A 22,864-nucleotide genomic window follows, 5' to 3' on the forward strand; every position below is an offset into this window, starting at 1 on the left:
AACCGATTATGTTCTCTCTTTCCGGCAAGATTGCTCTCGTCACGGGTGCCTCCGGCGGTATTGGCGCTGCGATTGCCCGTCAGCTTCATGCGCAGGGTGCGACGGTCGTGCTTAGCGGCACGCGCGAGGCCGCTCTTCAGGAACTCGCCGACAGCTTGGGCGAGCGCGCCTATATCGCCGTCGCCAACCTGTCCGATCCCGCCGAGGCCGACGGTCTCGTGGCCAAGGCCGAAGCCGTTGCAGGCGCTCCGTTGGATATTCTGGTTAACAATGCCGGCCTGACGCGCGATACGCTAGCCATTCGCATGAAGGACAGTGACTGGTCGCAGGTTCTGACCGTCGATTTGGAAAGTCCGTTCCGTCTGGCCCGTGCTGCGCTCAAGGGCATGCTGCGTCGTCGTGCGGGGCGGATCATTTCGATCGCTTCCGTGGTGGGAACGACGGGCAATGCCGGTCAGGCCAACTATGCCGCCGCCAAAGCGGGCATCGTGGGCATGAGTAAGTCTCTGGCGCAGGAAGCCGGTCCGCGTGGCGTCACGGTCAACGTCGTGGCCCCCGGTTTCATCGAGACGCCGATGACGGATGTGCTGCCGGAAGCGGTGCGTGAAAAGCTAGTTGGCTCTATTCCGCTCGGTCGGATGGGGAATACTGGTGACGTGGCGTCCGCAGTGGTATATCTGGCTTCCGAAGAGGCAGCATGGGTCACCGGTACGACCCTGCATGTCAATGGTGGCATGGCGATGGTGTGAATGCTTGGCCTTTTTGGTTAAAGCATGCTAATCGCGCGCTGCTTTGCCCGGCCTGCTGAAGGCTGATGTCCGGCTTTTCCGGCGGCAACGCCTCCCCTTCCATGGGGGCGGCCCTGCTCTGGAGGAACCACTGGGCTTCCGGACTGGCAGACGGCAGTACGAGTTTTGATGTAACGCACCGGACGGGCAACAGGGTCCCGGATGGGCAGAAGGAACAAACAGATGAGCGACATTGCTGACAAGGTAAAGAAGATCGTTGTCGAGCACCTCGGTGTGGACGAAAGCAAGGTAACGCCGGACGCGTCGTTCATCGACGATCTGGGCGCAGACAGCCTCGACACGGTCGAGCTGGTCATGGCTTTCGAAGAAGCCTTCTCCGTCGAGATCCCGGAAGATGCAGCCGAGAAGATCGCAACCGTCAAGGATGCCATCGACTACATCGAAAAGCAGAAAGCAGCCTGAGGCCAGTCCTCAAGCTGACCGGGGGCGGTTTTCCGACCCCGGATTCCCATCCCGTTCAGGGGTGGAAGACCAGTCGGGTCCTGTCATGAGGCCCGGCTGCAAGACCCGGACATAACGTGAGACAAGAGGCATCGATGAGCGGGACTGCAACTAACGGGCGGCGCGTCGTCGTAACCGGTATCGGTGTTGTCAGCCCACTGGCTGTGGGCGCGGAACTGACCTGGAAGCGGCTGATCGAAGGACAGTCCGGCATTGGCCGGATTACGCATTTCGACCCCTCCGAACTTCCTGCCCAGGTCGCCGGACAGGTTCCGGACGGCCCGACGGCGGAAGGTGGTCTCACGTTGTCCGACTGGGTGCCGGTCAAGGACCAGAAGAAGATGGATCGCTTCATCCATCTGGGTCTTGCCGCAGCCATTCAGGCTGTCGAGGATTCAGGCTGGAAGCCTGAGGACGAAGACGATCGCTGCGCCACGGGCGTGATGATCGGCTCGGGGATCGGCGGTCTTCAGACGATTTATGACGGCTCCCTGACGGTTTCGAGCGGCAAGGCCCGCCGTCTGTCGCCGTTCTTCATTCCTTCGGCCCTGATCAATCTTATTTCGGGTCACCTTTCGATCCGCTACGGCTTCAAGGGACCGAACCATGCGGTCGTGACGGCCTGCGCGACCGGCGTTCACGCCATCGGTGACGCCTCGCGTCTCATCCAGTATGGTGATGCGGACGTCATGATTGCCGGCGGTGCGGAAGCTGCGATCTGCTCGCTCGGCATTGCCGGGTTCTGCTCGGCCCGTGCCCTGTCCACTGCCTCCAACGATGATCCGACCAAGGCTTCGCGCCCTTGGGACAAGGATCGCGACGGCTTTATCATGGGTGAAGGTGCCGGTGTGGTCGTGCTTGAAGAGCTTGAGCACGCCAAGCGCCGCGGTGCAAAGATCTACGGTGAAATTGGCGGTTACGGTATGTCCGGCGATGCCCATCACATCACGGCTCCGGCTGAAGGTCACGAGGGTGCGTTCCGTGCCATGAAGGCCGCGCTGCGCAACAGTGGTGGCTTGACCACGGCTGACATCGATTATGTCAACGCCCACGGCACCTCCACCATGGCGGATGATCTTGAGCTTGATGCGGTCGAGCGCTTCTTCGGCGATGACGCCAAGCGTCTGGTCATGTCTTCTACGAAGTCGGCCATTGGCCATCTTCTGGGTGCGGCCGGTGCGGTCGAGGCGATTTTTTGCCTTCAGGCCATCCGTGATGGCGTCGTGCCGCCCACGTTGAACCTGGACAATCCGGCGCGTGAAAGTGTCATCGACCGCGTTGCGCACGTGGCCCAGCAGCGCAAGATCGACATTGCCCTGTCCAACAGCTTCGGCTTTGGCGGTACGAATGCGAGCATCATCCTCAAGCGCTTCAAGGACTGAGGAAGGGTTCATTCTGAATGTCTGAAGGCCCGTCTGACAGCGAAGAACCGCGGAAGCTTGTTCTTCCGCCAAAGGCTGGCCGTAAGCTGGCGTTCTTCGGGGCGCCACTGCTCCTCGTTGCAGGGCTGGCCGCAGGTTACGGCCACTATACCGATCCCGGGCCGCTGCAGGACGAAAAGACTTTCGTGATTCCGCATGGCAATAATGCTCGTGTGACGAAAGTGCTTCAGGATGACGGGATCCTCTCTCCGACATGGGCATCCGGTACGTTTTTCCGGATTGCCGCGTTCCTGACGCATCGCGATGGTCAGATCCACGCTGCGGAACTGCAGTTTCCGGCCCGGGTTTCGGTCGCGCATACCCTTGAGATCCTGCGTCACGGCAAGCCTGTTTCTCATCAGCTTACGGTGCCCGAGGGACTGACGGCCATCAGGATTGCGGCCATTCTGAACAAAGCTCCTGCGCTGAGCGGTGAAGTGCTCACGCTTTCCGAGGGCAGCGTCTTTCCGCAGACGGTCTCTTACGTCTGGGGAACGTCGCGCCAGGCTCTGGCCGAGAAATTGCAGAAAATGATGGCCGTCAAGCTCGCCGCAGCCTGGGACGGGCGCAATGTCGAAGCGCTCGACGGGCTGATCCAGTCTCCAAAGGAACTGCTGGTTCTGGCATCGCTAATCGAGCGTGAGACGGCTGTGTCGTCCGAGCGGCCAATGGTGGCACGCGTCTTCCTGAACCGTCTGAAACTGGGAATGCGTCTTCAGACGGATCCGAGCGTCATTTACGGGCTTAGTAATGGAATGGGAACGCTGGACTCACCGCTGACTCATGAGGATCTGCAAGCCCCAGGTCCTTACAATACCTATCTTCAGGCGGGGCTGCCTCCGGGGCCCATCTGCTCACCAGGACAGAGCTCACTGGACGCCGCAGCGCATCCGGCCGACGGGAAGATGCTGTATTTTGTGGCTACGGGGAAAGGCGGGCATAATTTCGCCGAGACGCTCGCCGATCAGGATAAAAACATCCGCGCCTATCACGCGCATCTGTCGGCGATTCCCCAGAACCAGAACTGAAACCCGCCCTCCGCAGAGGACGGGCAGCGTGGTCTCAGTGCTTCAGCGGAGCGAGAGTTTGGCTTTGCACGCTGGATGCCTGTGCTGAATATGGGCGAGTGGCGTCGTAGGTTGCCGGATAGGGGTTGTTGCCAACGACGTCCTGCGTGGCGGTCGTGCGCGCGGCGGTAGTAGCCTGTGACATACGGGATGTTGCTGTAGCAGTACTGCTGGTGGTCAGCTTGGCTACGGACATCAGGGCGCGGCGCAGTGGATCAGCAGACGGGTTGTTGACGCGCATTGTCACGACAATGTCCTCGGGGCCGACGGTCTGGTTGTAATAGGCCCGGTTAGCGCCACTATCGACGGTCAGCTTGGAACCACCCAGCGCTGCACCGGCATAAAGACCCTCGTTTTTCTGGGCGGCGTAGATATCGGTATTGTGCGCGCCAGCCGTACTGTCCTCCAGACCAGTGCCGATGCTGGCGAAGGAAGCGGACGCAGAGGCATCAAACTTGAACTGGCTGTCCAGAATGGCTTGAATGCCGCGCTGGGACATGATGAACAGGATTGTTTCCGTGCTCTGTACACCAAGCTGAAGCCCCATCGAGGCTGTGCCAAGACGGTAGAATGCCGGATCTGACCATGATCCGCGGGCATCGCGGCTCAGAAGCAGGCAGCGGCCACCCGATCCACCGATCCCGAATGACATATTCAGCACGGATGGGCAGATCATGACGGCCTTGGCTTGTGCCAGAAGTTTCTGGGAGCGGGACTGGGCTGTTGTTCCCATGAAGAGATCCTGAACCGCCAGCGTGGCGCGATCGACAATGATCTGCTGCTGGCTGGCCGTGGTCTGGGGAGCATCGGAACAGGCTGACAGGGCGGCACAGCCCGAAGCGACGAGCATGGTCTTACGCAGGAGACCGGACAGGGTCATGGAGGGTACCTTCTGCAGTCATCGTATGAATATTCCCCCGCACTATGCGCCAAATGCGGCCAAATCACGAGTGCGAGGGGAGAGGATGTCAGATTTCTACGTCAACGGCGGCTGACAGGGCCTTCGCAATGCCGGGCGCGGCGGCAAGAATAGTTGCCCCGCCCGTCAGGCCGCCCGTCTGAAGGAAGGGCGATACCGTGGCCCCGGCTTCCGAAAGGATGACCAGTGCGGCTGCCACATCCCAGAGCTGGATGACAATTTCCAGATATCCGTCGGAGCGCCCGCAGGCCACGTCGGCCAGGGCCAGCGCACCCGATCCGCCGGAGCGGGGCATTGCGCCGAGCGCCATGATAGCTGCGATCTTCTCGTTGAAGGTTCCGGTCGGCACGCGCGCGGACCAGCCCATCTCGATCATGGCTTCCTGCGTGTTCGTGATGGGAGATGCCTTGATCGGCTTGCCGTTCAGGAACGCGCCCTTGCCCTTCTGGGCCGTGAAGACCTCACAAAGCGCCGGCGCATCGATCACGCCGGCAACGGGTTCGTCTCCGTCCAGCAGGCCGAGCGACACGCACCAGCGGTCACGGCCACGCGCATAGTTGGAGGTACCGTCAATCGGGTCCACGACCCAGCGGAAACCGCCCTGCCGCGTTGCACCATTTTCCTCGCCCTGAAAACCATCCTCGGGAAAAAGCTCCTGGATGCGACGGCTGACAAAGGCTTCGACGGCGCCATCCGTCTCGGTCAGGTAGTCCTGTCGCCCCTTGAGGGTTCCGGTCGGGCCACCCGGAGCAGGGCGTAAGGAGAGAGCAAGCTGGGCCGCATCACGCACAACGGAGCGGGCGGCTTCGAGGCGGACGGCAATCGGATCGAAGGTCATGGAACTGTCCTAGTCTTTACGCTGTGTAGCGCGGAGGGATGCCGTAATGGCGGGATCTTCAAGGCTCATGAGACGGTTTGCGGCCGTTGTGGCAAACAGATGCAGCAGCGTGCGTCGCCGTGCGGGAGGCAGCTTGTGAAGCGCGGGTTCCCGAATGATCGTGCATTCTGCCAAAATACTGTCGCGCAGGGCAGGAGGGGCGGTACTGACACTGACGACGATCAGGCCCGCATCCGGCGGAATTAGATCCAGCGGAAAGCTATCATCCACCGCAAAAAACAACCGATCGGACCAGTCCCGGTATTCGGGCCATTTCTGATCGGTCTGGAAATCGCGCAGGCCGGATTTGATCTCGATGCAGGTCAGGGAATGATCGGGCAGGAGCGCCATGATATCCGCGCGCCGTCTGGCGGCGGGAAGGGCGAATTCATTGATGGCGGCCCAGTTCATTGTCCGGCACAATCCGAGGACGGCGCGCCGGATGGCCAGCTGCGTTTCCGGCAGGCCACAGGATGTTGCAGTGGGATTTTCGGCAAGAACCGTACTCATGGTTCCATCCTGCTCCGATCTGGGCTCTACGTCTGCCCTGGTAGGCTGTTTTGAAGCTATATTTTTACGGGAGAGTGCCTCATGCCATTTTTGCGAACGGATCATTGGCGATGCGCCATCGTTCACGCGCCTCTGGCTGAGGTGGTCGAAGCTGCCAGTCTGAACGGCTTTCCCATCACGACTCTGCCCGATATCGGGGATCACTGCTTTCTGGCCGATCCGTTCGGATTCTGGCGCGACGGAAAGCTGCACGTTTTTGCCGAGGCCTTCGATTATCGCAGTCCCACGGGAACGATCGAAGTTCTGATCTATGACGGAACGGGCCGTCTACTGTCTCGCGAAACCGTTTTGCGGGAGCCCTGGCATCTGTCTTACCCGTTCATGTTTGCACATGAGGGCGAGGTTTATATGCTGCCCGAAGCCAGTGCTTCGGGGCGTCTTTCGCTCTATCGGGCAAAATCGTTTCCGCGTACATGGGAGCGGGTCGATGCGTTCGATTTCCCCGAAGCCGCAATCGATGCCACGCCATTCCAGTATGCCAATCGTTGGTGGATGTTCTGGACGCCAGCAGGGAGCAAGGACGAACGGCAGAGTCTTCTGAACATTTCCGTAGCCGATACCCTGATGGGGCCTTGGAAAAACCTTGGGCTTTTCCTGAACGACCGGGCCGGCGCACGTCCTGGTGGCACGCCGGTTCTTGTGGATGGAAAGATCTTCCTGCCTACTCAGGATTGTCGCGGAACATATGGACGCGGGATTCGGCTGCTGGAAATCGAAGGGCTGGAGCGAGGGCTGCCGAAAATCACCCCCGGCCTGTCTATTGCTATCCCGGCGTCTTTGCGGAAGCGCTATCCTGATGGGATGCACACCCTGTCCGCAGCCGGGCAGGTGACGCTGATTGATGCCAAGAAAATTGGGATTGGCCCCAGGCGGGACCTGCTTAACCTGAAACGTCGGATATTCGGAGCCTGAGAAGCGCGTATCCCAGGTGCTCAGAAGCCGGGGATACGATCCAGCACAGCATTGCCATGCCTGATGAATGCTTCAGGCCCGAAGCGTTCCAGAACCCGTTTGCGGGAGCGGGCGCCCATCGCCGCAAGATCGGCTGCTCTGTCGATCAGGTCCGCCAGCGCTGCCGCAAGGGCAGGGGCATTGTCGAACGGCACGATACGTCCGGTTTCACCGTCGAGAATGCTCGACGCCAGTTCGCCCGCAGGGGTGGAAACGACCGGAAGGCCACAGGACATGGCTTCATGCCCCGCGACACACATGCCCTCCCAGTGCGACGACTGGACGTAAAGATGCAGCGTCTTCAGGAAATCAAACGGCTTTGACTCGTAGCCCAGAAGGTCGATCGGCAGGTTAGCGGCCGTGATGCGATCCTGAAGTGTTGCGTGTTCGGGGCCATCGCCTGCGATCTGAAGACGGAACAGCGGCAGGTCCGGATGGTCTTTCAGGAGAGACACGGCCTCGCACAGAATATCATACGCTTTGACGGGGTTCAGGCGTCCCAGTGACCCGACACGCACGACCTCGCCGTCTTTCCACGGCATGGCCACAGGGGCGTCCGGATCGGCCCGGAAAATGGGCCAGGCGACGAAATTGTCGGTGAGGCCCAGTTCTTTCGCCGCAAAGGTGATGACGGACTGGGAGTCGGCGACCCAGAGCGTCGTGTAGGGGCGGCACAGCCTCAGCAGGAAGGCATTGACCTTCTTTAGCCGTCCGCAATGCTGCCAGTGAACCGTCGGGGTCTTGTGGCGCAGGGCAACCAGTTGTCCCAGAAGTGTGGCGCGGCTCAGCGACGTCCAGATCAGGTCTGGCTGAAACGCCTCCATTTCGTCCCGCAGCCAGCGATAGGCGGCGATATGGTCCCGCGTCGTACCCTCCCGGACGCGCACGGGGATGCCGGCGGCTTCGATCAGCGGGATGGCGAGGCCGTCCTTGCGGGCCAGGGCGAAGACGGTAACGTCCCCGCCGCGGGCCTTCAGAACGGATACGATGTCCGGAATGGGAAGCTGTGCGCCGCCACATTCGAGGGAATTGATGATGTAGGCGATTTTCATGGGATCGTCTGGGCCAGAATTTTTTCAGCCAGCGTCAGGTCTGAGGGTTTGTCCACGTCCACGGCCGCGCGCCCGTCCGAGAGTGTTACCAGGCGCACATTTGCGCCCGTCAACGCCTGAATGCGGCGATACAGGGCTGTGGAATCGAGTGTACGGGTCACTGCCCGCAGCAGGGTGCCGATCCCAAGTGTCAAGGCCATTCGCAGCGGCCGTTTGCGGTTCTGCTGGAGGCGCTTCCACAGCTCGATGACATTTCGCCCCTTCGGTGTGCCGATCAGAAACAGGTTGCAGCCGGAAAAGCTCATATCAGACAGGTGGATATAGGTCCGTTTCGTGCCGGGCACGTCGCGCTCAACTGTCGTACGCAGAGCCACACCGGCAGCAAGGTCGCAGTCCTGTGCTTTGGCGAGGAAGTCCTGAATCCATTCCGGACGCAGGAGGGCGTGATCGGCTGTCGTCACCAGACAGGGCGTGCCGATCCGGGCAATGGCTTCGGCCACGCTCTCGCTGGGAGAGGGGGCAGAGCGAAGGATCGTGGCATCACCTGCGAGATCCCTGATGCAATCGGGATTTTCGATGCTGATCGTGATGGGGCCAAGGCCGGGCGTGTGGGCAATCGTATCGAGCACGCGGGCCAACATGGGCTGCCCGCCAACGGGAAGCAGCGCCTTGTGGGAAACCTGACCGAGTTTAGCAAGTACATCGTTCTCGCCGTCTCTGGACCCGGCGAGAACCAGAACTGGAAGCGTCATGTCGCGCGGTTACGGTCTGCTGCCGGACGTGCACCATCAGGACGGTCGCGCGGGGGAGAGCCTGTCAGGTCCATCACCCAGGGATAACGATGGGCTTCCTCGACGTCGTAACCGAGGTTGAAGACATGCTTGCTGCGGGGCCGGTCGCGGGCTTCGCGGTAAAAACTACTGAATAGACGGTCGGGCACATAATTCGTGATGCCGTAATTGCCGTCCTCATCGTGGAAATGGTGCAGGACGTGAAGCTGCTTGATGTCCGCCACCCATTTCCAGCGTGGCTTGTAGGCCAGATGCTGGATGCAGTGGAAGAATTCGTAGATGCAGGTCATGATTAACGCTGTCGAAAGGGCACAGAACGCACCGCTCCATCCCGCGATCAGTCCGCCGATCGGCATTGTGATGATCGCCATGGTCGGCACCGTATTCAGCGGGGAGCCAAACAGCACGTCCAGAAGGTGCGGATCCTGATGATGGTCGAAATGAATGCGTTTCCACAGGGAAGCGGTCCAGTGGTTGCGGTACAGCCAGCGTCCGTGAAGGATGAAGCGGTGTATCGCATACCAGGCCAGTGGATAGACCACGATCACGACGGGAACGGGAATGAGTGTGGTCCAGAGCGTGGTCGAGAAATGCAGGGCGGCCCAGGCGGATACTGCGATCAGCGCGAAATAGAGCAGGATCGTCGGATAGGTCAGATAGGCGAACCACAGCTGTTGGAGGTTCATCTTTCCTAGATCGAAGCTGCGACCCGTCCTGATAGCGGACATGTTGCGCCAGGGCGCCTTGAAGTTGCTCATCGTTCCTCCATCCGCAAAAGCCAGGTCAGCCCGAGAAGGGTGCCCAGGAGCGGTCCGACGCTGACTGCCAGCGGAGCTGGCAGCGTCCCCGCGTTTCCAAGTGCGGAAATCATTCCCTGCAGGATGACGAAACCCATTCCAGCGGCCAGAACATACACCGGCAGCGGATTTCGAAGTCCTGCACGGGGAGGGATATAGATCACCGGGAGCGTCAATAGAAGCATTACTGCAATTTCGACAGGTAAAATCATGCCGCTGAAGAGGGCCATACGATACGTGGCCCGGGGTAGACTTGCAGGTGCGCCCTTGTGAAGAATGGCGCTGATCTGCGCCGGCGTGACGGTGGCTCCGTTCTGTGAGAGCGTCATGATGACGGAGGGAGTGGCCGGAATGACGAAGGTGTTGTCGCCCTTTGTAATATTCACGTATGACTTGTCATCGGACAGGGAAAGATCCTGCGCCCCATCGGGATGCCACTGTCCGTTGCGGTATGTCAGAACGTTCGTGTGTTCGGTCCCTGTCAGCAGCCCGGTATTGTCTCGGTGATAGATCGTCACGTCTCGCAGGAACGTGCCGCCCTGGGCAATCTGCCCAATCCGGACCAGCATGGGACCCGCGCGAAACCATAAGATATTGTCTTCTGGCTGCCCGTCCTGCCCCGCAAGCGGATCCGTGCGGTTCCACCATGTCGTGAGGGCGTTCTCGCAGGCCGGGACCAGCCAGTACTGGGCGCAGGTGCCTCCGATCCCTGCGATCAGCACTGCGGGCAGGAGAAGTCGGTACAATGCCGGGGTTGAAAGTCCGGCTGCTCGCAGGGCCGAGATTTCGCTCGACAGGGTCATCTGTGTGAGCAGAAACAGCGCGCCCACCATGAAAGCGAGCGGCAGGATGTCGATGCTTAGGGCAGGCAGGTGCAGCAAGGCGAAGGTCAGAATGCCGCGAAAGCCGAGATGGCGGTTCAGGATCGGCGTCGTCTTTTCAAGGAGCGCCAGGATTTCCAGTAACGAGACGAGGACGGCTCCGCACAGCAAAAAGCGTCCCAGGAGGGCACGGTTGAGTGCTTTGATCAGGACATGGCGGGGCATGCCAGGTGTGGAGCTGCTCATGCTGCCGCCTTTGCGAGCTTGCGCCGTCTCCAAGATCCACGGGACCGGCGTAGCAGGGCTGCCAGACATCCTACGCAGAACAGGAGTTCTGGTACCCAGATCGCCAGCCAGATCGGGAGGCGCCCGGTCGAGGCGAGGCTGTCGCCGAACATGAGCACCTGATCGAAGGAGATCAGGATCACGGCCACGGCAATCAGCCCCCAGACGGATTTTCTTCGTCGAGCGCTGATGGCCAACGCGACAGCAAGCGGCGGAATGAACGGAATGGCGATGGCGCGGGCCATGCGGAAGTCCATTTCGGCCCGAAGGGTGCGGTATTCGATGCCAGGCAGGCCATAACGCAGGTCATGCGCCAGTTCGAACAGGGTCAGTTCGCGCTCGTCGGCCCCACGAGAGCGGAAGGACGTTTCCTTGTCGGGCCGGTCGACAACCCGGACGACATGTTCGAAATGCGTCACGGTCGGTTTGTGGGGTTTGGTGGCCTGGAACGGATCATCCACGATTTCCCCGTTCCACAGGTCGAGGCGCGTACTGCGGGTCTTTTCCGAAATGGTCAGTGCGCCGGTCCGAGCCGTGATGATGTGGGCCACGCCATTGGCATTTACTTCCCGGATGAAGACCCGTCGGAGGCGCGTGCCGGCATGGCTAACGCTATCGGCCGTCATGACGGCCTTGCTGGATGTGGATGCGAACATTCCTGCCTGAAGATGAGGGGCCCAGCCGGTATGTTCGGCAAAATAGAAGCCTGCACGATAATTATAGCGGGCGACGGGCTGGATATAGCCGTATAGGAACACGCTGGCTGCCCCGAGAAGTAGCCCCACGATCATGAAAGGGCGACTGATTCGCATCAGCGAAACCCGGCCGGCCTGAAGCGCGTCGATCTCGTTGTTGTCGCTCATGCCCCGGATGGTGAGGAACACCGCGATACACAGCGCCGCGGGCAGTGCGATACCAAAATAATGAGGCAGAAGATCCGTCAGGAGGGCGATGCATGTCCCGAGCGAACTTCCTGCCGAAGCCAGATAATCGAAGAGTGACAGCAGCCGTTCCAGCAACAGCGCGACCAGCATCGCTAGAAGAGCGATTGCAAAGGGCGGTGCCATCTGTGTCAGCAGATACTGGTCCAGAATATGGGCCCGCTGTTTCACGCCTCTGTCCTTCCCGTATGGTTCACTGGGCGGCTCCATGACGCCCGTTCACTGACGGAGCCATCGGGCCGGTGACGTGCCAGAGTGATTGTCCATCCCTTCCTATATGGGTGGATGTTCAGGCGATTCCAGCAGGCCTGACGGTGCGGGCGTTCATCCGTCAGCGAGGCGGACGCCACCCCGAGCAGCGGAATGTCCGTTCCGGCAATATGGGTCAGCGTTGCGTCATGGGAATGTCCATGCAACACGATTTCCGCTCCGGCCCGCCTGAAAACGGCGGCGACCTCGCGGTGATCGAGCAGGGATTTCCGCCAGGGCACGAGCCCCCGCCGGGGAGGGTGATGGATCATCACGACCCGGCACAGCCCTTCCCGACCAAGCTCTTCCAGTAGCGCCTCAAGTCGCTCACGCTGCCGGTGTCCGACGCGCCCGTAAGCCATGAACGGCGCAGTCGGAATGCCGGAATTGACGCCGACGATCGCAACCCCGTTCTGGATGCGGACATACGGATACTGCCGGGCCGACCAGCGTTCCCATTGGTGCAGACCGGCCGAGGCCGGCTGGCGGACCATGCAGTCATGATTGCCGGGAATCACGAGTGCCTGAGCGGGCAGGGCATCGAGCCAACGTGCGGCTGAGGCAAACTCGTCGGGCGTTCCGAAATTGGTCAGATCCCCGCTGATGAGGACGGTGTCCACGTCCGAGCGTTCGATATCCTTCAGCAGGGCGGAGCAGGTTTGTTCCAGATGGACGTACCGACGATGTTTCTTCCATGACAGAAGGCTCAGGGCGCGCTTGTTGAGCGCTTCACGCCAGTGGACCGGGGGCGGGGGCAGGTGCGGGTCCGAAATATGGGCTAGCGTAACAGTGGGGGAGACGGCGGGCGTAGGCGTGATGACAGGGGACGTTTGCCGCGACGAGATGGGGTCTGCGGGCAGGTCAGAGGTCATGATCAGAAAAGGGCCTTGTCAGTATCCATGTCAGAACATGGCATCCAGACGCGCTGGGATGCCGTGTTCTGGCAGTTCCATCATAGCCGTGCTAGACCCGCCCGCATAGCCGAACGCCATACGAAGATTGCATCACCTAGTGCGCATTGCCTTGATCCATAATGCCCGTAGCCGGAAAAACCGCCGGAACGGTTCCAGTTTTGCTGTCGAGGCCCAGGCCCTTCTGGGGAAGGATTTCGTGCCTTCTGATACTCGGGAGGGAACAACCGAACATGTTCGTCAGCTTTATGAGCGTGGGATCGACACTATTCTTATCGATGGTGGTGATGGGACGGTCAGCACGGCCCTGACCGCCATCGCACGCGCTTATCCTGCGGACAGGCTTCCGGATATCGTGGTCCTGGCGTCTGGCAATACGAATCTGATTGCGGGGGATGTTGGTTTCGGTCTGCGCGGGATGGAGGCGATCCAGCGTCTGCGGCAGGGTGATCTGCGTTCCAGCGTGCGGACGCCCATCCGCCTGTCCTGGCCCGGAACCGACCGGATGCCAGTGCTTGGCCTGTTCGGTGGCTGCGCGGGGTATGCGCGTGCCGTCCGCATTGCCCACTCGCCGACCGTTCTGCGTTTTGCCCCCCATGATCTTGCGGTCGGAATCACCCTGCTCTCGACATTCGTTAGCCTCATGTTCCGCAAAAGCCGCGAGGAATGGCTACGGGGCGATCCGCTTCGGATTGAGACCGGCGGTCATGTCTATGACGGGCAGAGCTTCATGTTCCTGACAACAGGGCTGTCGCACCTGTCGCGTGGGATCTGGCCATTTTGGGATGCCGAGCCAAATGTTGAAGGACTGCGTTATCTGGACGTAAGTGCCTGGCCGGACAGTCTGCTCCGGGCAACAGCGGCCCTTCTGTGTGGACGCGCACCGCGCTGGCTGCGTCGTCACCAGGATTACGTCAGCGGACGGACGGACGACATGACGCTGGTTACGGAAAGTGATTTCGTGCTCGATGGTGAGGTTTTCAGCGCGGCGCCGGACGGCGTGTTGCGTCTGGAACGTGCGTCCCGCTTCCGGTTCCTGCATGCCTGACGTCCTTGAACAGCGTCTGATCAGTGAATTGACGACACCGGTCGATCCGGGTGTGGTTGCCTTTGCCGATGCGCTGGCCCGTGCCTGCCCCGTCCTTCCGCTGGGTGTACTGTTTTATGGCTCGCTTCTGCGCAAAGCAGATCCAGACGGTATTCTCGACTTCTACATCATAACCGAAAATACTACGGGTTTTGCGGGTGGATTGGTGGCCCGGACCGGAAATCTCGTCCTGCCGCCCAATGTCCGTTATTCCGAATTCCGATATGACGGCCGGGCTCTGAGAGCAAAGATTGCGGTGTTGTCACGGGCGCAGTTCGAAGTCCGAACGGGGCTCGGTGCGCTCGATACGACGATCTGGGCACGGTTCTGTCAGCCGGTACGGTTGGTCTGGGTGCGGGATCCACAAAGCGCGGATGCCATTCTGTCGCTGATCGCAGGTTGTGTGGCGACGGCGGCGTGCTGGGCGGCTTTGCTGGGTGATGTGTCCATGACGACGCAGGAGTTCTGGCAGGCCCTTTTTGCCCATACCTATGCGTCCGAACTCCGGGTTGAGAAGAAGGGTAGGGGCAACAGCATTCTGGAAGGGCAGGAGGCGCGTTACGCTACCCTGCTAACGTTGGGGTGGGCGCGAGCGCACCTTCAGTTCTCGGCTCATGGCGACAGGCTTGAACCCGTTATCCACGAGGAGTTGCGCCGGAAAGCGGCACGTCGCTGGGCACTGATTCAGGCATCCGGACGACCACGCAATGTGGCCAGACTGTTGAAAGCCGCTTTCACATTTGAAAACGGTGCACCCTATCTGGCCTGGAAGATCCAGCGCCATACGGGCTTTGACATGAAGTTGTCGCCATTTGAGAGCCGGCATCCGCTTGTGATGCTGCCATTGCTTTTGTGGCGGGCCCGGAAGCTTCTGAAGCGTCCGAAAGTCTGAATAAAAAAGGGGGGATCCGATAGATCCCCCCTTTTTTATGGATTACAGCCCGAAATGCCTGGCAACTTCGCCGAAGACGGCGACGGCGCGGTCAATTTCCTCGGGAGAATGGGCCGCCATGACCGAGCAGCGCAGCAGCGGCCGGTTGTCAGGCGTGGCCGGCGGAAGCGAGAGGTTAACATAGACCCCGTTTTCCAGCAGCGCGTTCCAGAATCCTACGGCCTGATCCACGGTTTCCAGCGTCACGGCGACGACCGGGGAGACATGCTCGCCCGTTTTCAGGCCGACCTTCTGGAGGCCAGCATGCAGACGGGCTGCGTTTTCCTGAAGCTTTGTCCGTAGTTCCGGGCGGGCCTGCATGTCTTCAAGCGCGGCCATGGTGGCTGCGATGATTTCGGGGGGCAGGGATGCCGTGAACATGTAGGGACGTGAGCACAGGCGCATCAGGTCCACGCCGTCATGGTCCGTGACGCAGTATCCGCCCACGGTTCCGAGAGACTTGGAGAAGGTCCCGACCACGAAGTCGATCCCGTCCTCGCAGCCCTGCATTTCCGCAACACCGCGGCCATGCGCACCCAGAACACCGAAGGAATGGGCTTCGTCAGCCATTAGATACGCACCATGGCGCGTCTTGATGTCGACGAACTTGTCCAGCGGGGCGACATTGCCCGTCATGGAGTAGATGCCCTCGGCGATGATAAGCTTGGCGCCCGTATGGTCTTTCAGGCGGGCCAGACGCTTTTCCAGATCGACCGGATCATTGTGTCGGAAGCGGATGACCTGCGCTCCGGACAGTTTGGCGCCGTCATAGATGCTGGCATGGCTGTCCGCATCGAGCAGCAGGATGTCGTCCTTGTTCACCAGAGCCGAAATCGTGCCCAGATTGGCCTGATATCCGGTCGAGAACACCATGCAGTGCTTGCGGCGGAAGAACTCTGCGAGTTTTGCCTCCAGCTTTCGGTGTAGACCGAAGGTGCCGTTTGCAATGCGGGAGCCCGTCGTGCCGACGCCCATCGTCTCGGCCGTTTCTACGGCTGCTTCGATGGCCTTCTTCGACTGGCTGAGACCAAGATAGTTGTTGGTCCCGAAGAGCAGCGTCTCACGCCCTTCGATGATCCCGACGCTTGCGGAGATCGGACGCTCGATCACGACCTCGAACGGATTACGCGGGGAGGCGGTTGTAAGGCCTTCATAGGCCTCGCGCAGCCCTTGGTGCTTGGCGAAAATATCCGTCACGCGTGGGCTGCCTTCAGCGTGTGCAGGCAGCCGGCAAGGTCGTTGATGGTGCGAATATCGGCCAGTTTGTCGAGCGGGACGGAGACGTCGAGTTCGTCTTCGATTTCCATGACGAAGTTCATGACGGCCAGACTGTCAAAGGCCAGGTCTTCGACAATCTTGCTGTTACCATCGATATCCCGGGGAACTTTCGGGTTGGCAAGCAGTTTCTCAATGATCATTCCGGAAATACCGGCGACGCTGTCAGTCATGGACTTCAACTCTCGATGTCTGTGTACGCTTGGGTCTGTGCAATCTTGGGCAAGCCTTATGCTCTAAACCGACCCCGTTCGCCACCCCTTCGCCTTTTCAGGCGTTCGGGCAGGCAGGGCCGGTGGAGTATCAGGCGACCGAAGACGTTGTTTCGGGTTGCTGCTCGAACTGACCGGAGAGCAGCATGGTCTTGGCCTTCGCACGGGTCAGTTTACCTGAAGAGGTCTGTGGAAGTGTGCGGGGCGGCACAAGAATGACGTCGACATCCACGCCATGCTGGCGGCGGAACAGGCTTGTGACCTCATCGCGGAGCTGGTTGCGGCTCTCATCCTCGGTCGCGCGGCACTGGACGAGTGCCACGATTTTCTCGCCTTCTTCGCCATCCACGGAGAACACTGCCACGTCACGCGAACGCAGGGTAGGGATCTCACTTTCGGCAGACCATTCCAGATCCTGCGGCCAGATATTGCGGCCATTGATGATGATGAGATCCTTGGCGCGTCCGGTGACGACGATCTGGCCGTTGAGATGATAACCAAGATCGCCCGTGTTCAGCCAGCCATCAGCATCAAGGACATCTCCGGTCTCGTCAGGGCGGCGGAAATAGCCGCACATCAGACTCGGGCCGCGCACATAAACTGTGCCGACCTGCCGGTCCGCCAGATCATGACCTGCTGCATCGCGGACCTCGATCTGATGGTCTGGAAGGGCTTCGCCGCACAGAACGAAGGTCCGTAGCGGGTGGGACGGATCGTTGGAAGGCTCGGCAATCCCATCCTGCTCAAGGCGACGCAGATCGATCGTGTCGGTCTGGATGCCAGTGTCGAGCGGGGCAAAGCTGATGGCGAGGGTCGCTTCCGCCATGCCATAGCTTGCAACAAAGGCGCTGGCCCGGAAACCGTTGGACGCGAAACGCTCTGCAAAACCTTCTAGGATGTGATGGCGGATCATGTCGCCGCCAATGCCTGCAACGCGCCAGCATGACAGGTCCAGATCGGCCTGACCGTTCCTGCGTGAGCAGAGTTCGTAACCGAAGGACGGGCTGTAAGCGATCGTGCCGCGATTGCGGGAAATCAGGTCGAGCCAGACATGGGGACGACGCGCGAATTCGCGGGTGGGCAGCAGGTCAACGGAAAGCTGACATGTCAGAGGGGTCAGGAAGAAACCGACCAGTCCCATGTCGTGATAGAGCGGCAGCCAGGAGACGCAGCGGTCATCGCGCGGATCTTCTGCCGGATGGACGTGAAGACCATCCCGGGCGATAGCACGCGCATTGGCCATGCCAGCTGCCTGCGTGACCGAAACGCCCATCGGAAAGCGTGTGCTGCCCGAGGAGAACTGAAGATAGGACAGGGCTGTTGGGGAGATTTCCGGTAGTTCGACATGGGCTTCGGCGTGACGGTACAGATCGGCCGGCGAGCCGCCGAAGACCAGATCAAGACCCTCAACAATGTCCGTAGTCCAGCTTCCGATCACGTCCGGCACGACAACGGCACGGGCGGCGGCGACCTGGATCATGCCGCGCAGGGTTCCCACATACCCTTCCTTTCCGCCGAATGCGACGGGAAGGGGGAGTGGTGCCGGGACCAGACCTGCATACTGGCAGCCAAAGAAAATCCGGGCGAAGTCGCCATCGCTTTCTGCCACGATCGCAACGCGATCGCCCGGGACCAGACCAAGACCCAGCAGGCGGCAGGCCATGGAACGGGCCTGCTCGCGTAGCAGACGGTATGGCAATGCCTCGAGAAGCTGCCCCCGGCCGGAATAGATGTTGAATCCGCTCTCACCCTGGGCCGCGTAATCAAGGGCGGCCGCAAAGCTGGGGAAATCTCCGTAGCGTCTTTCCAGGCCAGAGCGGCTTGGCGTCGGAACGGGATTGGCGGTTGGGTTCTGGTTGGCCTCGGTCAAACCTGGACTAGCTCCGTTTGGTTACCTGACATCAGGCAGCCCTTTTCAGAAAATCGACAATTGCATCCGCAGCAGCGGGAGCAGTGGGCTCATCGCCCAGTGTTTCGAATGTCTCTAATACATATTGGCGCTGCGCCTCAAGAAAACGAGGATGCGTTTCGAAAGCATTCTCGATCTTGTCGCCCAGATCCGACACATTTTCAGTCACTGGTCCTAGCGTCCAGAACTGGTAATCCGGATTTCCATGCCATTTGACATGGTGGGCGTTGAGAAAGAGACAAGGGCGCGGGCGGATCATGAACTCGGCCACCTGGCTGCTGACATCACCCAGATAGAGGTCTGCCCCCATCGTATAGGTCATGTCGATGCTCCGGTGGCTGCCCGGGTCGATCAGCATGTGCGGCAGATGCCCATACTGGCGTCTCAGGGCTTCCCCCTCTTCGCGGTGATTGTCGAAGAGACGGAAATGAGGTGCGAAAACAAGGTTGTAGCGATCCTGCGTGGCAAAGAACTGCAGGACCTGATGCCCCATTTCCGGCCATGAAGACAGGCGGCGCAGGAAATGCGGATTATACAGGATCGTCGACCGGTTGTTGTTGAAGAGTTTCGGTCGTTTCGCATCCATGCGCCGCACGAGATCAAACTTGGCATAGGTGCCGCGATGATAGGTGCCGGGGCGGATGATGCCCTTTTCGAGCATGCGCTGTTCCACCTTGCGTCCGGGAACCAGCAGAAAATCGAATTTTCCGAGATGCCGGGCAAAACCGATCGCTCGGTCACCGGCGCCATGGCCCGTCCAGATCATTTTCGGTCGCCGTACGCCCATGCGGCGGAGCTGCAGGGATGTCGCTTCCGGCACGATGATCGCATCGAAGGTCCGGAAATAATGCCGGGAGGCGAAAAGCCCGATCAGGCGATCCATCACCCGAAGCCCGTGCAGTTCGATCCGACGACGGAGCTTGGGGGAGATCGGGAGCAGGTCGAACTGCACCCGGGCCTCCGGATAGAGCGTCGCCAGCGAGCGTGCCAGCTCGAGATGGCTCACGGTCAGGCACGAGACATGGACCGCAACGTCCGGATGGCGCGCGGAAACTTCCAGCGCGATTGGCAGGGCGTGGAGGGTCTGGTGTCGCTGGCCGATGAGAGGGAATGCCACCTTCATGCCGCAAGTCCCCGTGGGCTACGGGCTGTGCGGATTACGAAGAAAAGCTGGATCGTGATCAGAAGGGTGACGCCACATAATGTCGCTGGCCCCACGCCGCTCAGTCCGTAATGACGAACCATCATCACCAGAGCCGGCAGAAAGAAGGTACATTCCAGAATACGGGCTCCGATCGCGGCGTCAGAGCGGTTCGTTGTGAACAGCAGCGGCTCAAGCGGCAGGCCCCAGACGGTGACCACTTCCGCGGCCAGCAGCCACAGCGTGACGGGAAGAGCTGCTGTCGCACCCTTGTGACCGATATAAAGTTGAAGAAGCGGCCGTCCGGCAAACAGCGTCAGCAGGAGCAGGGCCGTTCCGATTCCGCCAGCCATCAGGGCAATTTGGCCCGTCAGGCGATACAGCCGGTTCATGGCCCTGTCGCGCCACAGCCGGGCCATTTCGGGATAGACGGTCGTTTGGATCAGGGTCGCAGGTTTGGCGATCCCGGCAGCGATCTGGCTTGCGATCCGGTAATAGCCGGCACTCGTCGGACCGACGAAGGCGCCGACCACGAGGGTGCCGATATGGCCAAAGGCGAGGGCGAGCGTGGAATTGAGGTTCGTGTTCAGCGCGAAACGCCAGATACCCGGATAGGTACGGAAAAACTGTCCGTTCAGGATCTCGGGTAAAATACCGCGCATTTCATGAAAGAGGCCGCGAACCAGATCCCGGCGATACATCTCGCGGGCCGCCATGAAAAAAATCGTGCCCCAGGCTGCCACTTCCGCTGCGATCCAGACACTGGCAAGCGCCGTCACGGACGCCCAGCCCAGAGCCATGGAGGCCGTACCGATCACCCGGACGATGGTGGCCACGGTGCCCTGTACGGCCAGCAGGTCGTATCGGTCGAAAACTCGCAGCAGGCCCGTTGCGGTGGCGGATGCCATGAAAAGGATGGAGACGCAGTAGACCACGCCGATGGTATGGATCTCAGGCGGCCAGCCTAGAAAATTCATGGCCAGAAGGCTGATGAGGACGCCTCCGCCAAAACCCAGTAGACCGCCGACACTGTCTAGCAGCAGACTGAAGGAGACGATTTTCTGGAAACTGCGACGGTCACCCTGCGTTAGGGGGCGCAGTCCGTAATGCAGAACGGTCTGCCAAGACTGGAAATCGACTATGTCGCCCATCGTTCGTGCGAACGCATACATCATCGCGACGAGTCCGAAGCCGTAGCTTCCCAGAAGATGGGTCGCCATCCAGATATGGATGAGGCTCAGCGGAGCATTGACTGCGCGTCCTCCCAGAAGGACGCCCAGGTTGCTCATGACGCGTCGGATACCGCCGGGTCTTGCAGCCTGAGAAGACGATGAGTCGTCTGACATCAATTTGTGGAAACTTTCGTGACAGTCTTGCTATTAATCCAATTGGGCACCAGAAATAGGCGTTTCCCCGGAAATCTGAACTCACTTTTTGTGACCGAAGATTGCATTCGCATGCAGTGCATGGCGTCTTGTTGCGCAGAATTTCCGATGTGAAAAGTCCCGTGTGAAAAACAGGGGCATGACGTTGCTTCATGGGGCTGGAGTGCCATAAGAGGACATCGCAGTCTTTTAGGCAGCCTCATGCAAACAGTTTTCCAGGATACAGCATCGGCACGGGCTGGAGCCTGGCTGGGTGTCAGCCTGCGGGCTATCGCAGAAAATTACAGTCTTGTTGCCGCTTTTCGTGCCGGCGCGGAATGTGCGGCCGTCGTCAAGGCCGATGCCTATGGGCTGGGCGCGGATCGTGTGGCGCCTATTCTGGCGGCACGCGGGGCGGAAACATTTTTCGTGGCGCATCTCGACGAGGGGATCGCCTTGCGGGCCACGCTTCCGGAAGTCCGCATTTTCGTGTTGCACGGTTTCATGCCGGGTTGTGAAGGTAGCATGCAGGCTCATGGCCTGATTCCCGTTCTCAACGATCTCGAACAGGTTCGCAGTTGGCAGCGGCTTTGCATCGAAAAGGGCTGTACCTTTCCCGCAGCCCTCCAGTTCGATACCGGGATGTCCCGGTTTGGCCTGAGTGATCAGGACCTTCAGGAGCGTTCGGTTTTCGAAGGGCTGAACCTGCAACTGGTGATGAGCCATCTGGCCTGCGCGGATACACCGGACAATCCCGCCAATGCGATGCAGCGGAAGCGTTTTGTGGAAATGGCCGCCTGCTTTCCGGGCGTGCCGCGCTCCCTGGCGGCCTCTTCAGGGATTTTCCTTGGGCCGGACTATCATTTTGAACTGATCCGTCCGGGTGCTGCCCTTTATGGGATTGCACCTTTCGAAGGAAGTCGCACCCTAAAACCGGTCGTCTCGCTCGATGCGCGGATCGTACAGATCCGGACGGTGCAGGGGGGAGACCGCGTCGGGTACGGACTGGGCTGGACGGCGACGAAGCCCACCCGGATCGCTACGCTCGGGCTGGGTTATGCGGACGGGTTCTTCCGTGCCCAGGCCGGGCAGGGGGCTGTCTGGTATGGCCAAACCCGGCTTCCGGTCATTGGCCGCGTCTCGATGGACAGCATTTCCGTGGATCTGACTGATGCGCCTGTCAGTCTGAAAGCAGGGGACGTGTTGTCGGTTCTGGGGCCGGCGCAGGATGTGGATGCACTGGCGTGCTCGGCAGGGACGATCGGCTACGAGGTCCTGACGGCGCTGGGAAGCCGTTTTCACCGTGTTTATATGCCGGATGTCTGATCCGAATCAGACCGATTGGTGCCAGTGGAAACAAAATTCTCTGTCCGATCGGATACAGAAAGGCGGGTTCATAGCCGGAAAGCGTGATGTTCTAACCATTGCGGGTGCGGATGCGGCGGGTGAACAGGTTTCTGGTCCAGACCATGATCTGGAAATTCTGGGCTCAGTTTCGGTTCTGCCGGCGTAGGATTTGGTCCAGATTGGCGAAGGTCGTCATATCCACGGTTGCCAGATCGCTGAAGAACAGGCTGTCGGTACGGGGGCTCGATCTGCGGGGCGATGAGACTGGTGGTGCTGGGCGCTGCTGTCCGATCGGTTACCGAGCTGGATCCAGGATATGGGCTGCCGGGTCGAGCCTCCTGCCATCCGTGGATGTGCTTTCATAGGCCCGCATTCTCACAGCTCGGAAATTCTTCACGGTGATGATGTTCACCATGCGTTTGTTGTCCGGAAAGCCGTAGCGCAGGGCTTTTTCCTCGGTGAAGGTTTCGGCTCGTGCAATGGGCTCAAAAAGAAGATGTTTGACTTCCTGCATGCTCGAAATGTGCTTGCCGTTCAACAGGACGACTGGTGTGTTGCCGGCTGCGCCGTATCCTGAATGGTTTTCGGGCGCAATGGCCGCCAGTAAATCCGCTGCGGTATCGACGGCATAAGAGCGGATTTCATCGGCTTGGCATCGCCTGGCACGGGGCTGGCGCATTTATGTGACGGTGTCGA

Annotated in this window: 23 protein-coding genes; 8 read left to right on the forward strand and 15 right to left on the reverse strand. The window is 60.2% G+C overall.

Annotated features, from left to right (window positions below):
- Window positions 1-8: 8 nt before the first annotated feature.
- From fabG to mltG, 4 genes are all read left to right on the forward strand, one after another.
- Entirely contained in the window at window positions 9-749 is a 741-nt protein-coding gene (fabG, locus tag IGS75_RS11565) for a 3-oxoacyl-[acyl-carrier-protein] reductase (protein ID WP_141351767.1), read from the forward strand.
- Window positions 750-971: 222 nt separating this feature from the next.
- Window positions 972-1,211 carry an acyl carrier protein gene (locus tag IGS75_RS11570; protein ID WP_011253554.1) on the forward strand — a complete coding sequence of 80 codons (240 nt, stop codon included), beginning with the start codon at window positions 972-974 and terminating at the stop codon, window positions 1,209-1,211.
- Window positions 1,212-1,345: 134 nt separating this feature from the next.
- Window positions 1,346-2,632, forward strand: coding sequence for a beta-ketoacyl-ACP synthase II (fabF, locus tag IGS75_RS11575; protein ID WP_141351765.1), 1,287 nt, complete (start codon window positions 1,346-1,348; stop codon window positions 2,630-2,632).
- A 17-nt stretch (window positions 2,633-2,649) separates the two neighbouring features.
- Complete coding sequence (gene mltG, locus IGS75_RS11580) at window positions 2,650-3,699, forward strand: endolytic transglycosylase MltG (protein ID WP_141351760.1); 1,050 nt, start codon at window positions 2,650-2,652, stop codon at window positions 3,697-3,699.
- A 34-nt stretch (window positions 3,700-3,733) separates the two neighbouring features.
- On the opposite strand, the gene IGS75_RS11585 is transcribed toward mltG, so the two are convergent.
- The 3 genes from IGS75_RS11585 to IGS75_RS11595 all read right to left on the reverse strand — a co-directional run bounded on the left by IGS75_RS11585 (window position 3,734) and on the right by IGS75_RS11595 (window position 6,044).
- A complete protein-coding gene (locus IGS75_RS11585; RefSeq protein WP_141351758.1) occupies window positions 3,734-4,618 on the reverse strand; it encodes a lipid-binding SYLF domain-containing protein in 885 nt (294 codons plus the stop codon).
- A gap of 88 nt (window positions 4,619-4,706) precedes the next feature.
- Complete coding sequence (locus IGS75_RS11590) at window positions 4,707-5,495, reverse strand: inositol monophosphatase family protein (protein WP_141351755.1); 789 nt, start codon at window positions 5,493-5,495, stop codon at window positions 4,707-4,709.
- Window positions 5,496-5,504: 9 nt separating this feature from the next.
- The gene (locus tag IGS75_RS11595) at window positions 5,505-6,044 is read right to left on the reverse strand and encodes an MmcB family DNA repair protein (RefSeq protein WP_202256908.1); all 540 of its coding nucleotides are present in this window, start codon (window positions 6,042-6,044) and stop codon (window positions 5,505-5,507) included.
- 81 nt (window positions 6,045-6,125) lie between these two features.
- Between IGS75_RS11595 and IGS75_RS11600 the strand changes: the two genes are divergently transcribed.
- The gene (locus IGS75_RS11600) at window positions 6,126-7,016 is read left to right on the forward strand and encodes a glucosamine inositolphosphorylceramide transferase family protein (RefSeq protein ID WP_202256909.1); all 891 of its coding nucleotides are present in this window, start codon (window positions 6,126-6,128) and stop codon (window positions 7,014-7,016) included.
- A 20-nt stretch (window positions 7,017-7,036) separates the two neighbouring features.
- Here IGS75_RS11600 and IGS75_RS11605 read toward each other — a convergent pair whose 3' ends face one another.
- The 6 genes from IGS75_RS11605 to IGS75_RS11630 are packed head-to-tail and all read right to left on the reverse strand — an operon-like array spanning window position 7,037 to window position 12,863.
- Complete coding sequence (locus IGS75_RS11605; protein WP_202256910.1) at window positions 7,037-8,107, reverse strand: glycosyltransferase; 1,071 nt, start codon at window positions 8,105-8,107, stop codon at window positions 7,037-7,039.
- Entirely contained in the window at window positions 8,104-8,859 is a 756-nt protein-coding gene (locus tag IGS75_RS11610; RefSeq protein WP_141351747.1) for a nucleotidyltransferase family protein, read from the reverse strand. The genes IGS75_RS11605 and IGS75_RS11610 overlap by 4 nt, the downstream gene beginning before the upstream one ends.
- On the reverse strand, window positions 8,856-9,656 hold the full coding sequence (locus tag IGS75_RS11615) for a sterol desaturase family protein (protein WP_202256911.1): 801 nt from the start codon (window positions 9,654-9,656) through the stop codon (window positions 8,856-8,858). Before IGS75_RS11615 ends, IGS75_RS11610 begins: the two co-directional genes overlap by 4 nt.
- Complete coding sequence (locus IGS75_RS11620) at window positions 9,653-10,762, reverse strand: LptF/LptG family permease (RefSeq protein ID WP_202256912.1); 1,110 nt, start codon at window positions 10,760-10,762, stop codon at window positions 9,653-9,655. The genes IGS75_RS11615 and IGS75_RS11620 overlap by 4 nt, the downstream gene beginning before the upstream one ends.
- Window positions 10,759-11,913, reverse strand: coding sequence for an LptF/LptG family permease (locus tag IGS75_RS11625; protein ID WP_202256913.1), 1,155 nt, complete (start codon window positions 11,911-11,913; stop codon window positions 10,759-10,761). The genes IGS75_RS11620 and IGS75_RS11625 overlap by 4 nt, the downstream gene beginning before the upstream one ends.
- Window positions 11,910-12,863 carry a metallophosphoesterase family protein gene (locus IGS75_RS11630; protein WP_141351740.1) on the reverse strand — a complete coding sequence of 318 codons (954 nt, stop codon included), beginning with the start codon at window positions 12,861-12,863 and terminating at the stop codon, window positions 11,910-11,912. Before IGS75_RS11630 ends, IGS75_RS11625 begins: the two co-directional genes overlap by 4 nt.
- Before the next feature lie 139 nt (window positions 12,864-13,002).
- Between IGS75_RS11630 and IGS75_RS11635 the strand changes: the two genes are divergently transcribed.
- Together IGS75_RS11635 and IGS75_RS11640 are read left to right on the forward strand one after the other, a co-directional pair.
- The gene (locus IGS75_RS11635; RefSeq protein ID WP_141351738.1) at window positions 13,003-13,950 is read left to right on the forward strand and encodes a diacylglycerol/lipid kinase family protein; all 948 of its coding nucleotides are present in this window, start codon (window positions 13,003-13,005) and stop codon (window positions 13,948-13,950) included.
- Window positions 13,943-14,881: a hypothetical protein gene (locus tag IGS75_RS11640; RefSeq protein WP_141351736.1), complete on the forward strand. Its 939-nt coding sequence runs from the start codon at window positions 13,943-13,945 to the stop codon at window positions 14,879-14,881. Before IGS75_RS11635 ends, IGS75_RS11640 begins: the two co-directional genes overlap by 8 nt.
- Window positions 14,882-14,923: 42 nt before the next feature.
- Here IGS75_RS11640 and spt read toward each other — a convergent pair whose 3' ends face one another.
- The 5 genes from spt to IGS75_RS11665 all read right to left on the reverse strand — a co-directional run bounded on the left by spt (window position 14,924) and on the right by IGS75_RS11665 (window position 20,746).
- Window positions 14,924-16,117 carry a serine palmitoyltransferase gene (gene spt, locus IGS75_RS11645; RefSeq protein WP_202256914.1) on the reverse strand — a complete coding sequence of 398 codons (1,194 nt, stop codon included), beginning with the start codon at window positions 16,115-16,117 and terminating at the stop codon, window positions 14,924-14,926.
- Window positions 16,114-16,368 carry an acyl carrier protein gene (locus tag IGS75_RS11650; protein ID WP_202256915.1) on the reverse strand — a complete coding sequence of 85 codons (255 nt, stop codon included), beginning with the start codon at window positions 16,366-16,368 and terminating at the stop codon, window positions 16,114-16,116. The genes spt and IGS75_RS11650 overlap by 4 nt, the downstream gene beginning before the upstream one ends.
- 130 nt (window positions 16,369-16,498) lie before the next feature.
- On the reverse strand, window positions 16,499-18,277 hold the full coding sequence (locus IGS75_RS11655) for a fatty acyl-AMP ligase (RefSeq protein ID WP_141351731.1): 1,779 nt from the start codon (window positions 18,275-18,277) through the stop codon (window positions 16,499-16,501).
- Window positions 18,278-18,308: 31 nt separating this feature from the next.
- Entirely contained in the window at window positions 18,309-19,439 is a 1,131-nt protein-coding gene (locus IGS75_RS11660; protein WP_202256916.1) for a sensor domain-containing protein, read from the reverse strand.
- Complete coding sequence (locus IGS75_RS11665) at window positions 19,436-20,746, reverse strand: lipopolysaccharide biosynthesis protein (protein ID WP_237468781.1); 1,311 nt, start codon at window positions 20,744-20,746, stop codon at window positions 19,436-19,438. Before IGS75_RS11665 ends, IGS75_RS11660 begins: the two co-directional genes overlap by 4 nt.
- A gap of 297 nt (window positions 20,747-21,043) precedes the next feature.
- Between IGS75_RS11665 and alr the strand changes: the two genes are divergently transcribed.
- Window positions 21,044-22,147 (forward strand): alanine racemase, encoded by a 1,104-nt coding sequence (alr, locus tag IGS75_RS11670; RefSeq protein ID WP_141351725.1) that lies wholly within the window; start codon window positions 21,044-21,046, stop codon window positions 22,145-22,147.
- Between the two features lie 316 nt (window positions 22,148-22,463).
- Here alr and IGS75_RS11675 read toward each other — a convergent pair whose 3' ends face one another.
- A complete protein-coding gene (locus tag IGS75_RS11675) occupies window positions 22,464-22,847 on the reverse strand; it encodes a hypothetical protein (protein WP_202256918.1) in 384 nt (127 codons plus the stop codon).
- Window positions 22,848-22,864: the final 17 nt, after the last annotated feature.

It is taken from the genome of Gluconobacter sphaericus, assembly GCF_016757795.1.
Classification (GTDB): domain Bacteria; phylum Pseudomonadota; class Alphaproteobacteria; order Acetobacterales; family Acetobacteraceae; genus Gluconobacter; species Gluconobacter sphaericus.

Bases quoted from the DNA above. Each gene is read 5' to 3' on its own strand.
- fabG (WP_141351767.1), top strand. From the start codon at position 9: ATGTTCTCTCTTTCCGGCAAGATTGCTCTCGTCACGGGTGCCTCCGGC.
- IGS75_RS11570 (WP_011253554.1), top strand. From the start codon at position 972: ATGAGCGACATTGCTGACAAGGTAAAGAAGATCGTTGTCGAGCACCTC.
- fabF (WP_141351765.1), top strand. From the start codon at position 1,346: ATGAGCGGGACTGCAACTAACGGGCGGCGCGTCGTCGTAACCGGTATC.
- mltG (WP_141351760.1), top strand. From the start codon at position 2,650: ATGTCTGAAGGCCCGTCTGACAGCGAAGAACCGCGGAAGCTTGTTCTT.
- IGS75_RS11585 (WP_141351758.1), bottom strand. From the start codon at position 4,618: ATGACCCTGTCCGGTCTCCTGCGTAAGACCATGCTCGTCGCTTCGGGC.
- IGS75_RS11590 (WP_141351755.1), bottom strand. From the start codon at position 5,495: ATGACCTTCGATCCGATTGCCGTCCGCCTCGAAGCCGCCCGCTCCGTT.
- IGS75_RS11595 (WP_202256908.1), bottom strand. From the start codon at position 6,044: ATGAGTACGGTTCTTGCCGAAAATCCCACTGCAACATCCTGTGGCCTG.
- IGS75_RS11600 (WP_202256909.1), top strand. From the start codon at position 6,126: ATGCCATTTTTGCGAACGGATCATTGGCGATGCGCCATCGTTCACGCG.
- IGS75_RS11605 (WP_202256910.1), bottom strand. From the start codon at position 8,107: ATGAAAATCGCCTACATCATCAATTCCCTCGAATGTGGCGGCGCACAG.
- IGS75_RS11610 (WP_141351747.1), bottom strand. From the start codon at position 8,859: ATGACGCTTCCAGTTCTGGTTCTCGCCGGGTCCAGAGACGGCGAGAAC.
- IGS75_RS11615 (WP_202256911.1), bottom strand. From the start codon at position 9,656: ATGAGCAACTTCAAGGCGCCCTGGCGCAACATGTCCGCTATCAGGACG.
- IGS75_RS11620 (WP_202256912.1), bottom strand. From the start codon at position 10,762: ATGAGCAGCTCCACACCTGGCATGCCCCGCCATGTCCTGATCAAAGCA.
- IGS75_RS11630 (WP_141351740.1), bottom strand. From the start codon at position 12,863: ATGACCTCTGACCTGCCCGCAGACCCCATCTCGTCGCGGCAAACGTCC.
- IGS75_RS11640 (WP_141351736.1), top strand. From the start codon at position 13,943: ATGCCTGACGTCCTTGAACAGCGTCTGATCAGTGAATTGACGACACCG.
- IGS75_RS11650 (WP_202256915.1), bottom strand. From the start codon at position 16,368: ATGACTGACAGCGTCGCCGGTATTTCCGGAATGATCATTGAGAAACTG.
- IGS75_RS11660 (WP_202256916.1), bottom strand. From the start codon at position 19,439: ATGAAGGTGGCATTCCCTCTCATCGGCCAGCGACACCAGACCCTCCAC.
- IGS75_RS11665 (WP_237468781.1), bottom strand. From the start codon at position 20,746: ATGAGCAACCTGGGCGTCCTTCTGGGAGGACGCGCAGTCAATGCTCCG.
- alr (WP_141351725.1), top strand. From the start codon at position 21,044: ATGCAAACAGTTTTCCAGGATACAGCATCGGCACGGGCTGGAGCCTGG.
- IGS75_RS11675 (WP_202256918.1), bottom strand. From the start codon at position 22,847: ATGCGCCAGCCCCGTGCCAGGCGATGCCAAGCCGATGAAATCCGCTCT.